At 61.1% G+C, this 12,908-nt stretch carries 10 protein-coding genes; 2 read left to right on the top strand and 8 right to left on the bottom strand.

The annotated features are described in order from the left end of the window. Positions 1-24: 24 nt before the first annotated feature. The 7 genes from ILT42_RS06260 to ILT42_RS06230 form a co-directional block, all read right to left on the bottom strand. Positions 25-4,860: a beta strand repeat-containing protein gene (locus ILT42_RS06260; protein ID WP_204214572.1), complete on the bottom strand. Its 4,836-nt coding sequence runs from the start codon at positions 4,858-4,860 to the stop codon at positions 25-27. Positions 4,861-5,864: 1,004 nt separating this feature from the next. Further along, the gene (locus tag ILT42_RS06255; protein WP_204214571.1) at positions 5,865-6,635 is read right to left on the bottom strand and encodes an ABC transporter permease; all 771 of its coding nucleotides are present in this window, start codon (positions 6,633-6,635) and stop codon (positions 5,865-5,867) included. A 47-nt stretch (positions 6,636-6,682) separates the two neighbouring features. Continuing rightward, positions 6,683-7,684: an ABC transporter substrate-binding protein gene (locus ILT42_RS06250; protein WP_204214570.1), complete on the bottom strand. Its 1,002-nt coding sequence runs from the start codon at positions 7,682-7,684 to the stop codon at positions 6,683-6,685. A 24-nt stretch (positions 7,685-7,708) separates the two neighbouring features. Continuing rightward, complete coding sequence (locus ILT42_RS06245; protein ID WP_267874399.1) at positions 7,709-8,503, bottom strand: nucleoside phosphorylase; 795 nt, start codon at positions 8,501-8,503, stop codon at positions 7,709-7,711. Beyond that, positions 8,500-9,255, bottom strand: a complete 756-nt coding sequence (locus ILT42_RS06240) for an ABC transporter permease (RefSeq protein ID WP_204214568.1) — start codon at positions 9,253-9,255, stop codon at positions 8,500-8,502. The genes ILT42_RS06245 and ILT42_RS06240 overlap by 4 nt, the downstream gene beginning before the upstream one ends. Continuing rightward, entirely contained in the window at positions 9,252-10,013 is a 762-nt protein-coding gene (locus ILT42_RS06235; RefSeq protein WP_204214567.1) for an ABC transporter ATP-binding protein, read from the bottom strand. The genes ILT42_RS06240 and ILT42_RS06235 overlap by 4 nt, the downstream gene beginning before the upstream one ends. Positions 10,014-10,270: 257 nt before the next feature. Then, positions 10,271-11,203, bottom strand: coding sequence for a LysR family transcriptional regulator (locus ILT42_RS06230; protein ID WP_204214566.1), 933 nt, complete (start codon positions 11,201-11,203; stop codon positions 10,271-10,273). Between the two features lie 102 nt (positions 11,204-11,305). Between ILT42_RS06230 and ILT42_RS06225 the strand changes: the two genes are divergently transcribed. Both ILT42_RS06225 and ILT42_RS06220 read left to right on the top strand, forming a co-directional pair. Further along, on the top strand, positions 11,306-11,626 hold the full coding sequence (locus ILT42_RS06225) for a nuclear transport factor 2 family protein (RefSeq protein WP_204214565.1): 321 nt from the start codon (positions 11,306-11,308) through the stop codon (positions 11,624-11,626). Further along, positions 11,626-12,405, top strand: a complete 780-nt coding sequence (locus ILT42_RS06220; RefSeq protein WP_204214564.1) for an SDR family oxidoreductase — start codon at positions 11,626-11,628, stop codon at positions 12,403-12,405. Before ILT42_RS06225 ends, ILT42_RS06220 begins: the two co-directional genes overlap by 1 nt. A 20-nt stretch (positions 12,406-12,425) precedes the next feature. Here ILT42_RS06220 and ILT42_RS06215 read toward each other — a convergent pair whose 3' ends face one another. After that, positions 12,426-12,893 (bottom strand): MarR family winged helix-turn-helix transcriptional regulator, encoded by a 468-nt coding sequence (locus ILT42_RS06215; RefSeq protein WP_204214563.1) that lies wholly within the window; start codon positions 12,891-12,893, stop codon positions 12,426-12,428. Positions 12,894-12,908: the final 15 nt, after the last annotated feature.

Here is a 12,908-nt window from a genome sequence, read left to right as displayed (position 1 = left end):
CGAGCCATTATCCCAGGCGCTTTGCTATGTGTCGACGACGGATTGCTCCGTGGGCGTCAGCGCGCCGGAAGCTGCCTGGGAGAAGCCAGCCGATGGCGCAATCCTGACATCAGAGCCGTGCCGACTGGCCGACCAGCTGAAGGGGCTCCCAGGGTTGCCTTCCGCTTTCACGGCTGGTCCCTGTCCCTGTGCGCCGAACGTGTCGTCGAGGCGGGTGGCTGAGATGACCGTGAACTGTCCGGGCAGCAGACCTTGGACCGCCCGGGGCCGGACAACGACGCCCTGGAGCGTGACATCCTGTCCGGTCAGGAGATCGCTGCGATCCTTGGGGGCCGTCGCGAGGCTGTTGACATCGACGATGAGGCTGCCGCCGAGGCTGGCCGTTCCCCCAGGCGCGATGGCCAGGGATCCGATCATGTCGGAGCCGGCGATGTTCAACGCGCCGGAATTCGTAAAACGACCACCCCGCCCCAGCTTCAGGCTCGTATCGCCCATGCCGCTCTGATACGTCGCGCTCCCTGTATTGGCGAACGTGTTCGCTTCGTTGGTTCCACCGCTCACGAGGTCAATGTCACCGATGAGCGTACCACCGTTCACCACGGTCTCCTTCGCATAAGATCCCATGATCGCCTTGCCGGACTCGGCCTGGACATGGGACCCGGCCAAAAGGGTGATCTCGTTCTGGAGGCCTCCATCGATCCGGATCGCAGCACCATCCTTCGCCCCGCCTTCGATCCTGCCGGAATGCTTCAACCGGATGGTGCCCCCAAGTCGCGTGGCATCGAGCGTGCCATCCGACTTCTGGACGCCGCTTTGCAGGAACACACCGTAGGACCCTGGGCCCTTTGCGAGAATGTCGCCTTTGGTGCTCACCGTGATGGTACCACCTTGCCCCTGCATTTCGTCAGCGTTGCGGCTTTTAGCGTCACTGGAGACGGCCGGGTTGGACGCGTCGATGATGAAGGCGGTTCCCCCACCGGCGCCCAGGCTTTGCGCGAACAATCCGTGTGCTCGGGGGCCCGCGGTCGTGATGGTCACATGCCCTCCGCCTGAGTTCCCCATATTGACGGAAATGGGACCACCATTGCCTGAAGTGCCGTAATAGAGGGTCTGGTACGTGCCGATGCCAAATCCGTCAGGATCGGGCATATACTGGGTGTCCCCTTTTGCATCGACGACGGAAAAGGATCCACTGCCAGTTCCGCCATACCCGCCGCCGCCGCCGATCGACTGGAGGAAGACGCCCGTCGCGCCCGCACCTGCGGTCGTGATCGATGCCCGCCCGTCAAACGTGACATTGACGGCCCCACCGTTCCCGCGCACGCCCTCGGTGCCGCCGAGCGACCATTTGCTTGCCGCACGGTCCAGCGGGCTCACGTCGCTGCCGAAGCCGCCGCCCCCGCCGACACTCTGTGCGAAGATTCCGATGGCTCCTACACCCTCGGTCGAGATCGATTTCGAATGAGTGACGCTGACGGCGCCGGCATTGCCCCCGGTGAAGGCTCGCCCTCCCAGGCCAGCCTCTACGCTGAACGACTTGAAGGGTTGCGTGCTTTTCGTCGTGGTGGTTTGAGGCGTGCCGACACCGAGCCACTCGGCAAGCGACTCCACGAGGATCTTGGCCTGTTCGCTGTTGATCTGTTTGTGCTTGAAGGCCGGGTCGTCATTGATGATCTTTTGGATCTCGGAAGCGTCGATGATGCCTTCCTTCTTTGCGAAGTAGACGCCCCCACCGCCGCCGATGCTTTGAGCGACGAGGCCATGCGCTTCCTTGCCTTGGGTGGCCACGGTTCCTGAGTTTGTGATCGTTGCGGCACCCGCATCGGACAACTTCCCCGAGGTACCGCCGAGCGCGAAGCCGACTGCTCCCGAGAACACGCTTGGATTGGCTGCGGTGCCGCCTACGCCACCGCCGCCCCCAACGCTCTGAGAGAACAGGCCAATGGACCCGGCGCCTTTCGTGATGACGCTTCCGGAATTGGTGACGGCGGCCTTAGCGCTCTCACCACCCTCGCCTCCGGTTCCGCCGACATTGATTTGTGCGCTGTAGGTCGTGCTGCTCGATCCGACGGCTCCGCCGCCAAAACCGCCCCCGCCCCCGACCGATTGCGCGAAGATGCCATAGGCGGAATTGCCCTCCGTCCCCACCGAGCCGGCATTCGTCGCGCTCACGCCTTTCCCGGCGCCGCCCTTGCCTCCGCTTCCTCCCACGGCGACGGAGAGCGTCAACGGAAATTTGCCGTCATTTTTCTTCACTTCGCCGATGACGGGCTTCAACTGATCCTGAATCTCTTTCTTCAAGGTGTCGTAGAAGGCTCCCCCAACATCGACCGTACCCTTCAGGTTCTTCCAGATGCCCTTGGCGTTCTCGAGGGCGGCGACCTTCTGGGCAAGCTTGACGGCCGGGTCGAGGCTCTCCTTGGTCTCGAAAAGTTTCCCTTCCCAGGCTGCCCAGCCTGTCTTCGCTGCGCTGGCGATGCCTTTGATGGTGCTGAGAGTCAGCTTGGGGGCTTGCTGGGTTCCGGCCCAGGATCCACCGACACCGCCGCCGCCGCCGACGCTCTGGGCAAAGATTCCCGTTGCGCCGTGGCCGTCCGTCGTGATTGTCGCCTTGGGCGCGTTGGTGACCTCGACAGCACCGCCGTCGCCTCCGCCACCGTCCTTGTCGTCCTTCAAGCGGGAGCCGCCGACGTTCAGTGACAGATCCTTCGAGCCCTTGCTGAGATAGCCTCCAGCCCGGCCGCCGCCGCCGCCAACGCTCTGGGCAAAGATCCCCGTCGCCTCGATGCCCTTCGTATCCACGGTCGATAGATTCTTGACCGTCACGGTGTTCCCGCTGCCGCCCTTGCCTCCGGTCCCGCCCAGCGCCGCCGAGATTCCGACCGTTTTGCCTGTATTGACGGCACCGAGCGTCGGCGTCGTGATGTAGCTGCTGAGACTCTTCTCCGTGGATGAGCTCGCGAGCCCTCCCTCTCCGCCCCCGCCGCCGACGCTGCTGCCGAGAATACCGGTCGAGAAGGCGCCTTTCGTGGTTACCGTACTGGCATTGACGATCCTGGAGGCACCGCCATTACCGCCACCTCCGGCGCGGCCGCCAACCGCAACAGCGACATCCAGGTTTTTATACAAACCGACGGTATCGGCAATCGCCTGCGAGCTGCCGACTGAGCCGCCGCCGCCGCCGATGCTTTGAGCGAGGATGCCATAAGCCTTTTGGCCCTCGGTCGAGATGTCTGCGCGGTTCACGGCTTTGGCCAGTTTCGCGTTACCGCCATTACCACCCGTACCTCCGACGGAGAATGCAAAACTGACGGATGGGTAGCCGGGAGGGGCTCCGGCGACGGCATAAGCGGAGGCGTCACCTGCCTTGCCGCCGCCGCCGCCGACACTGCGGACCTCAATCCCATGGGACGCCTGGCCGGTCGTGTTCAACGACGAGACGTTATCGACTGTTGCGTTGCCCCCGTCGCCGCCTTTGCCGCCATCGCCTCCGACGGCGATGGAAATCGCGCCGAAAACCCCGGCGCTCGCGGTGTTCGCGGTTCCTCCGAAGCCGCCGCCGCCGCCGACGCTCTGCCCGAGGATGGCGCTTGCTGATTTTCCGGTCGTGATGATCCTGTTGATGGAGTCTTTGGACGGATCGATCGCGGCGAGAGGCTCGAGAAGGTCCTTCTGGCCGACATTGACGCTGCCCCCGTTACCACCGCCCCCGCCGTCACCGCCGGTGCTTCCACCGAGCAGGAAGCCATAGCTCGCCCCTCTTCCCCCTGTGCCGCCGCTGCCGCCAACGCTCTGAGCCAAGATGCCGAACGCGGCATTCCCGCTCGTGGTGATGGAACCCTCGTTGATGACGTTGACCTCTTTGCCATCGCCGCCCTTTCCGCCCTGTCCGCCGCCGCCAAAGAAGAGAAAGCCGCCTTTGCCCCCGACGCCGCCGCCGCTGCCGTCGATCTTTGCGATCTGGCCGATCTGGATGGAACCGCCGGTCCCGCCGCCCGTGCTCTGCGCCACAAGGCCAGCCGCGCCTTCGCCTTTGGTCTCGATGCTTCCGAGATTCGTCACCCTCACCGTACCGCCGTCGCCGGCCGAGCCGCCTTCGCCTCCGACAAAGAAGCCCCCGGCGCCCCTGCCGCCCGCGCCCCCGATGGCCTGAGCCACGAGACCGAATGCGTAAGCACCCGATGTCGTGATCTTGCCGTTGGACGCTATCGTCGCGGCGACGCTGCCTGCGTCGCCGCCGCTGCCGCCTGCGTATCCTCCGCTCCGGGCACTGTTATCGCCTCCGAGGCCACCCACGGATTGCAGGATGGCCCCCATGGATCGATCGCCTTTCGTGGCGATCTCGCCATGGTTCGTGAAGGTGACGCTCCGGCCGTTGCCCCCGTTGGATGCCAACGGAGCGCTCGAGTTCGCGTCTCCGGTCGTCCCGCCATGTCCACCCCGCGACTCGGCGACAAGGCCTGGAGAGTTGGCCCCATCGGCCAAAATCTTGCCGCCCGCCATGATGTGGGCGGTGACGGCGCCCCCGTTGCCGCCCGTGTCCAGAGCGACGCGGTCCGCGGTCGACCCGTGCGATATTCCAGGCTTGAAGGTGTGATCCGATCCGCCGATCGAGCGCAGGTGCACGATAGGGGAATCCCATGCATTGGCGGAAGCAATGCCCGCGAGTGTCAACGTGACTGTGCCGCCAGCCCCTCCCTGCCCGACGCGATCGAAAGAGGTGCCACCGTTGCCACCGATGGAATAGACGGCGATCAGTGGGAGAGTTGGAAGGAGACTCGTCGCATAGGTTTGAGGACGTTGGTACGTCTCGACGACCGTCTTCTTGCCTTTCTTCACGGTCCTGGTCGATGTGACCATGACCTCGACCTTGTCAGGCCCAGGCCGATACTGCCCGGTGACGTCTCCGTTCAGAACGGCAGAGACGTCTCCCCCATTGCCGCCCGGCTTGCCGATGATGCGGGCGTCGTTGCGAGCCGCCCCCCCGCCGTCGCCTCCAATTGAACCTATCTCAATAGCGGAGCCGATGTAATTCCGGCTCTGCCGCCCGAGAGGGATGTAACCTCTGCTGTCCCACTGCATGAAGATTGGAGCGGAGAGGGTTCGGTCAATCGAGGCGCCGTTTCCGCCTGGCGTTGTGAGAGCATCCGTGGACCATTCCTGGTCACGCCCATTTGTGCCTTGCTGGATCACACGAATATGAGGATCAGCGCTCACCGGGCTTGCTCCGAGCGCGGCGAAGGAGCAGGTTACAGCAGCAAGACTAACGCTCGTGAGCAGATGGCCCAGAAGTACAGGCGAGTATTTTATAGAATTACGTTTCATTTGACTACGTCTTCGCCAGTCTTTCAGGAATAGGTACCTGCCGATCCCGTAATCGATCTTGATCTGATTGCAACCGGCAAGCAGATAATTTTTCGTCTAATACACTTTTAGATTGTATTTCCAGCATGCTTCGCCAAAACTGACACGATGCCTGCTTTAGTATTCTTCTCGCGATCGGACTGAGCTTTGCCGTTCCGGAGCCTCGCCGAAGCTCTCGACGCGATCAGGTATGGCGGGGTGAAGCAGTCTGTCCTGGGACAGGAGGGCTCGAAATACGGCATCAGGGGATACCTCGAGATCAGATGCGTCTGACCCGCTGGCTTCTAACCAAAGTCAGCTCGCTTGTAGGATGAAGGTAACGGCTTTGCTGGCTGCATCGATGCTGCGAGAGTATCGACGCCTCCATCGGCCCCAATACCAATCCCGCGAAACAACAATCACCCCGCTCAGCCCGGAGGATCCGGGATCCCGAAGCGGTCACGCCTCGATTCAGGCTGAGGCCTGTCGTGGACTGCGCATCGCGCGGTCATCCTTGCCCATTAAGCCTCGATGGCTAAGTGGCTGGCGTGCCAACTCAGCATGTATCTTTCACAGAGCCTGATGAGTTCATGAAAGCCCCAGCCAATCGTGGACAGGATCAGGATCGCGACGATGACTACGCTCGCATCGCCATTCTCCTGCCCAAGGCTAAGGAGATAGCCGAGGCCGTAAGTTGCTCCCATAAGTTCCCCAATGACCGCTGCAGTAACTGCCTGGGTCGACGCTATCCGAAAGCCTGCCAGGATAGGTGGCAGCGAGAAGGGGAGCTCGATACGCCGAAAGCGCTGCCAAGGGCTCAACCGGAGGAGAGTGCCAAGATCCTGATACGGTTTCTCGACAGCTGCAAATCCCGTCATGGCGCCTGCCATGACGGGGAAGAAGGTCACGATCGCGATCAGGGTAATCTTGGGGCCCATATCCAATCCCAGCCACAAAAGAAGCAAGGGTGCGATTGCAATCTTGGGTGCCGTCTGGAGGAGCAGGATGAGAGGTGACAGGAGGCGGCCCAAAACAGGCACCCGCACGAATAGCCATCCAAAGGCGACGCCCAGGAATCCTCCCAGGACGAATCCCGCGCCAATCTCCAAAAGCGTCACGCGGATGTGCTTCGTCAGCTCGGCGGTTTGGGCCAGGAAGACGAATCGGGATGCAACGGCGTCCGGTGCGGGGAGCAGATAGGACGGCACGTTCGCCACGAGCACGAAAATCCACCAGATGGCAATTGCTATGGTGAGCGTGCGGAGAGCCGTCAGGACGCTGGTTATTGTCATTGTAACCTATGGGTGGAGGCCTCCGCCTTTCGACGGAGGCCGCGGGACTAGGCTTTGATATCGCTGGGCTGAACCACGAGGTCCTGGGCTTTGAAGCCCTTCTCGATCACCTTGTATTCCGCCAGGATGTCGATGTTCTTCTGCCAAGCTCCAAGATCTCCCGCGCCGATTCCCTTCTGCTTCGTCAGAGCGCTTTGCCAGATCGACGGGATGAACGAGTCCGTGAAGGCGCGCTTCAACACGGCTTCCTGTCCCTTCCATGTCTGGGCATGCTTATCGATCGCAATAGCGAGAGCTTCGTCCACGTGACCATCGATAACCCATTGGATGGCCTCGCTAAGAGCCGCGTTGAAGCCGCTCACTGCCTTCGGGCTGTTCTGAAGATACCGATCACCGGTCACAACGACATTGCCGAAGGACGGCAGGAAGTCGTTTGATGAAATCATGCCGACCTGCACGCCTTCCGCTTCAAGATTGTAGCGCCGCAGCTCCGAGAAAACGATAGCGTCGACCTTATCCGCTTGCAGAGCCTGCACAATCGCCCCGGTGGCAATCACTTCGACATTGACGTCATCCAGCTTCAGGCCGGACTGCTTCAGCCCTACTTGGAGCTGAAGATAATTCGGGCTTCCCAGGCTGGTGACCGCAACGGTCTTGCCTTTCAGATCCGCAAAGCTCTTGATGTTCTCGGAAGTTTTGAAAAGGGTCGCGCCAATGCCGCGTTGATACGTGGTATGAACAACCTTGACGGGAAGTCCACTGGCCTTCGCGGCAATGACCGCATCCCCGTTCGGGAAGCCGAACTGCACATTGCCGGCCGCCACGTTGCGCATGATGTCTGCGGCGGCGGCATAGACGATGCGAACTTCAAGGCCGTTCTTCGCGAACAGCCCCTTGTCCTGGGCAACGTAGATGGGGGCATAGAACGGAACGGCGGCCCCGTCGATCTGCAGGGTCACCGACTCGGCGCTCTGAGCGCCGGCTACCCGTGGAATGATACCTGCAACTGCGGCGAGCGTGCTGCCTGCGAGAAAGGTTCGACGCTTCATCAGAGATCTCCCGGATTGGACGCCTTACTTGGCGTCGAGAAGTGATACTGCGGTTGCTGCAAGGCGAATGAGATTGTGCTGGGTTTCCTCATAATCCTCCAGCCATTGATCCGTCGCGCGATTGCCGTGGACCGCCAAGACGGCTCCAACTTGGCTTCCAAGGGCCCGGCCGACAGCGAACAGCGCTTCGCACTCCATGTCCATACCGACGGCGCCAGCCTCGGTCAGCCGTCGCATCAGCCCGGCTGTTGGCAACGTCTCCGGATCGGCGCCGGGCCGAGCCAAACGCTCCTGCCCCCAGTAGTAGGAATCGGTGGTATGGATTGAGCCCTTGCGGAATGGCAGCTTGAGGATCGTCGCGGCCCGCTCGAGGGCTTCCACGACCTCGGGCGAGGCTGGAATGGGCTCACACGATGGATCATAAACGCGAGCCGTCCCCGTGTTCCGAAGGGCGGTATCGACGATCAGGAAAGAGCCCAGCGGCATGCTCGGGTCGATCGCTCCCATTCCTCCGACCCGGATGGCTCTTTTCATTCCAAGGTTGGCAAGCTCCACGACCGCGATTTCTGTCGAAGGGCCGCCGATTCCCGTCGAGCAGACGGTGATCGGCACGTCGTTCCACATCCCGCGGGCCATCTGAAATTCCCGCCTGCGTCCGATCTCCTTCACCTGATCCAAGACCGCAGCGGCCTTCGAGACCCTGTCTGGATCTCCTGGAAGAAGAACCGACGGCATCACGTCCCCGGACTCGCAGGGCAAATGAGTGGGCTGCCCGTCAAGCCAGGGGAATGCCGCGGAGCGTGAAACTGAGTGGGTCATGGCTGATCTCGCCAGGAGAGCAATCGGCGCTCGAGGAACTCGATGATCTGGTAGACGACAATGCCTAACAGCGCGGTTAAGATGACCGTTGCAAACAAGAGCGGGGTCTTATACGTTGCCGTTGCAAAGGTCATCAGGTACCCCAGTCCTTGCTTGCCGGACATCCATTCAGCCAGAATCGCGCCAACAACAGCCTGCACGGCTCCCACTCGAAGGCCGATGAAGATCTCTGGAAGAGCGGAAGGGAACTCGATGCGGCGGAAACGCTGCCACAAATTGAGATGAAGCACCCGCGCCAGATCGTGCAGTCTCCTGTCGACCGAACGGATGCCGATGAGAGTTGCGATCAGAACGGGAAAGAAGACAAGCGATACGATCAGGATGAGTTTGGACGTAATCCCCAAGCCGAACCAAATGACGAAGAGGGGTGCCAGTGCGATCTTGGGAGCGGTCTGCAGAAACAGGATCGGGCCGGACAGCCAGCGTTCCACCCGCTCGCTCTTTGCCAGAAGAAGGCCGCTTGCCATCCCTGATAGCACGCCGAGGATGTAGCCGGAGACAAGTATTGTAACGGTGTGAAGAAGATGTCCGAGGAGCGGTCCTTGAGCGGCTTCTAGAAACGCGCTCCAGACGGAGACCGGCGAAGGAAGCAGGAAGTTGGGAACATCATAGATGCGGGTGTAGAGATCCCACACTGCAATGATGCCTGCGATAGCGACAGTGGTCTCGATGGCTCTCCAAAAGCCCTTCATCGGAGATCCCGCCGAAGGTCCGCCATCAACTGATGGAATCCTGGATCCAACTTCGTATTCTCTCCTCGAGGGCGAGCAAGATCCACATTGTAGACGCTCTTGATCCGGCCGGGTCGTGAGGACATCACGATGACCCTGTCGGACAGATAGGCAGCTTCCTCGACGCTGTGCGTGACAAACAGGATGGTCTTCTTCGTGTGAGCCCAGATCGAAAGGAGCTCATCATTCAGTCTGTCGCGAGTGATGAGATCCAAAGCGCCGAAGGGCTCATCCATCAGGAGCAAAGCTGGGTCATAGGACAGCGCACGCGCGATGGAAACCCGCTGGCGCATTCCGCCCGACAGGGCGCGGGGGAGGGCCGTTTCGAAACCGTTCAGCCCCACGAGCTTCAGAAGGTCTGCGGCATGTCTGTCGGCTTCCGTCCGGGCGATTCCGGCCGTATCCAGAGGGAAGCGAACATTCTCCAGCGTCGAAAGCCATGGCAGAAGAACCGGCTCCTGGAAAACGAAGCCGACGCGCTGCCGGGCCGAGCTGCCGTCATCGAGCGTGATGGATCCGCCACTCGGGGTTTCCAAGCCGGCGAGGATGCGCAGGAGGGTCGATTTCCCGCACCCTGACGGACCGATGATGCTGATGAACTCGCCGCGGCTCACATCGAGGTCGGTAGGACTGAGCGCCGTAACCACAGCACCGTTGATCGAAAATTCCTTGTGAACACCTCGGATCTCAATCATTCGTCTGTTCGCACCTGTAGGCATGGCCTTGGACTTGAGAGTCCTTGTTCCAGTGCCATGGATAGGCATTGGCGGACAAGCGTGGGCGAGCGCCCATCCTGCACTTCTTTTGTTTGGAGCCGTGCAAAATCCGACCAGTGACCATCGTGCCGTGAAATGGTGTATCAGTTACCGCCTGAATGGGCAGGAGCGCTTGCCGTGAGCGAGAAGAGTGCGAACGATTCCGGGATAGTGTAGCAGGCTCGGTGGAACCCTTGTTGGACGCTGCGTATGATCGATTTTCAGGATTTGAGCATGGATCTCAGGATTGACCCCGCTGGGCGCCTGGAGATATCACGCGCCAAATCCAAAAAGGCTTTCATCCCAGCCGATAGATGACGTCGCCCGGGATGGTAGAGACAAAGACCTGGGTAGGGTGGCGTCCAATCCTCCAGAACCCGGATCACGCGCCCCGCCTCGATGTCCGGCAGGATTTCCTGCTCCATGGTGTATCCCAGGCCCGTCCCCTCAAGCACCGCCGTCCTGACCAGGCTTGCCTCATCGAGTGAGATCGGCCCTGCCACATCGATCTGCACCGGCTCTCCGTCTCTCTCGAACCGCCAGTGGTAGAGGGATCCGTCAGGCAGGCGAACCCGAATGCACCTGTGCTTGAGGAGATCCAAGGGAACGATAGGCCTCTCCTGCCGCTCGAAATAAGCGGGAGACCCTACCACAGCATGACGTTGAGGTCGGCCAAGCGAGACCGCGATCATGTCGCTTGGTACGAGCCCGGCGACCCGGACGCCGAGATCGAATCCGTCCCGAACGATGTCGACCATCTTTCCATCGGTCACCAGATCGACATTCATATCCGGATACCGGCGTAGAAACTCCAATATCAGCGGGGAAATGATGGCGCGCGCTGCGAAAGGCGCGGCATTGATCCGTATCGTCCCGGAGGGGGTTTCCCGCTGGGAGCGTACGGCTTCTAGCGCCGCATAGATGTTCTGGAGCGACGGGGCGACCTGCTCGACAAAAAGCTTTCCGGCATCCGTGAGCGAGACGCTGCGGGTGGTGCGGTTGAAAAGGCGAACGCCGAGGACCGCTTCGAGCTTTGCGATCGTATGGCTCAACGCCGTGGTGGACGTTCCAAGGTCGATAGCCGCCGCCCGGAACGTTCCGCGCCGCGCAATGGCTATGACCGCCTCCAGATCTTTCAGGCTTGCCTGTTCCATTGTCCCGATCTGTTCATCTTCGCATGCTGATTTATCCCACTTATCTGTGTAATGGTCGAGCGCTAAATCGTGGCTTCGGGAATATTGAAACGGAGAAACACGATGAACATGCCTAAGGTTTTGGAGGCATTCTTCGAGGCTGACCGCCGGGAGGATGAGCATTCGGTGGTCCGGACATTTACGGTCGACGCCATCGTTGCGGACGAAGGCGCTAGTTACCAAGGCGTACTCGCAATACGCGACTGGTGGCTGGCCGCGAAACAGAAAGCGCAGCACGTCGCTGAACCCCTGGAAGCAATGGTCGATGGCAATACGGCTTTCGTTCGAGCCAAGGTCAGCGGCCAGCTTTCGGGCAGCCCCGTGACCCTCTGCTATGCCTTCGCCATCAGCGACGACAAAATTGCCAGCCTGGAGATCCGGTGATGACTGACTTTCTCAATCTGGTCGGCAAGCGCGCACTCATCACGGCTGGAACCAAAGGTGCCGGAGCGGCGACCGTCAGTCTGTTTCGCGAACTTGGGGCGAGGGTGCTGACCACGGCGCGGGCGCGACCGGACAGCCTGCCCGAGACCATGTTCGTCGAGGCTGACCTGACAACTGAGGAGGGGTGCGCGACCGTCGCGGACGCCGCGCGCCAACGTCTCGGTGGCGTCGATGTCATCGTCCATATGCTGGGTGGTTCGTCCGCGCCTGGAGGAGGCTTCTCGGCGCTCACCGATGCCGAGTGGCAGCGGGAGCTGTCCTTGAACCTTTTCCCCGCTTTGCGGATGGATCGACATCTGGTGCCGGACATGGTCTCTCGCGGAAGCGGCGTGCTCATCCACGTCACGTCCATTCAGAACGTACTGCCTCTTCCGGAATCCACAACCGCTTATGCTGCAGCCAAGGCTGCGCTATCGACCTACAGCAAGGCGTTGTCGAAGGAGGTCTCTCCCAGAGGCGTCCGAGTGGTTCGGGTATCACCGGGCTGGATCGCAACGGACGCGTCCATCCATTTCGCCGAGCGCTTGGCGAAAGGGGCGGGGACTGATCTTGAGGGCGGTAAGAAGCTCATCATGGACGCGCTAGGCGGAATACCGCTCGGACGCCCGGCCGAACCAGCGGAAGTTGCGGACCTGATCGCATTCCTAGCCTCTGAACGCGCCGCGTCGATCACAGGAACCGAATACGTCATCGACGGGGGTACGGTGCCCACGGCATAAGGTTTTCACGCGTCGCCAAATCAGGCGGGGGCGTCCCACCCCCCGATGTGGGAATAGACCGCGTTGCGGAGATTGCGCACGTCTCGGTTGAGAGCCGCTAGGTTCTCTGGCGTTTGCGTCGAAGCTGCAAGCAAGGCGTCGCTCAGGCAGCCTGCCTTGTGTTGCAGCGCTCGACCCACTTCAGTCAATGCGATCACCACCTGCCTCTCATTGTTCCTGTTCCGGGATCTGCGCAGCAGGCCGGACGTCTCGAGGCGCTTTAAGAGCGGCGTCAGGGTACTCGATTCCAACGCAAGGGTACGGGCAATCGCGCCTACGGTCTGCTCGTCCTCGCTCCATAGAACGTTGAGCACGAGGTATTGCGGATACGTCAGGCCCAGCTCATCGAGGAGAGGTTTGTAAGCGCGCTGGATCGCGATTCCAGCAGTATAGATTGCGTAGCAGAGCTGGTCTTGGAGAGGCGGTGGATCGTTTTTTTGATGGCTCATACTCTTGGTCCTTGA

It is taken from the genome of Microvirga pudoricolor, assembly GCF_016892705.1.
Taxonomy (GTDB): Bacteria; Pseudomonadota; Alphaproteobacteria; order Rhizobiales; family Beijerinckiaceae; genus Microvirga; species Microvirga pudoricolor.
This window is presented reverse-complemented; position numbering and strand designations above follow the sequence as displayed.

What these genes read in the sequence shown, in the direction of transcription:
- ILT42_RS06230 (WP_204214566.1), bottom strand. Translation starts at nt 11,203, where the DNA reads ATGGAACAGGCAAGCCTGAAAGATCTGGAGGCGGTCATAGCCATTGCG.
- ILT42_RS06255 (WP_204214571.1), bottom strand. Translation starts at nt 6,635, where the DNA reads ATGACAATAACCAGCGTCCTGACGGCTCTCCGCACGCTCACCATAGCA.
- ILT42_RS06235 (WP_204214567.1), bottom strand. Translation starts at nt 10,013, where the DNA reads ATGCCTACAGGTGCGAACAGACGAATGATTGAGATCCGAGGTGTTCAC.
- ILT42_RS06220 (WP_204214564.1), top strand. Translation starts at nt 11,626, where the DNA reads ATGACTGACTTTCTCAATCTGGTCGGCAAGCGCGCACTCATCACGGCT.
- ILT42_RS06260 (WP_204214572.1), bottom strand. Translation starts at nt 4,860, where the DNA reads ATGGTCACATCGACCAGGACCGTGAAGAAAGGCAAGAAGACGGTCGTC.
- ILT42_RS06215 (WP_204214563.1), bottom strand. Translation starts at nt 12,893, where the DNA reads ATGAGCCATCAAAAAAACGATCCACCGCCTCTCCAAGACCAGCTCTGC.
- ILT42_RS06245 (WP_267874399.1), bottom strand. Translation starts at nt 8,503, where the DNA reads ATGACCCACTCAGTTTCACGCTCCGCGGCATTCCCCTGGCTTGACGGG.
- ILT42_RS06225 (WP_204214565.1), top strand. Translation starts at nt 11,306, where the DNA reads ATGAACATGCCTAAGGTTTTGGAGGCATTCTTCGAGGCTGACCGCCGG.
- ILT42_RS06240 (WP_204214568.1), bottom strand. Translation starts at nt 9,255, where the DNA reads ATGAAGGGCTTTTGGAGAGCCATCGAGACCACTGTCGCTATCGCAGGC.
- ILT42_RS06250 (WP_204214570.1), bottom strand. Translation starts at nt 7,684, where the DNA reads ATGAAGCGTCGAACCTTTCTCGCAGGCAGCACGCTCGCCGCAGTTGCA.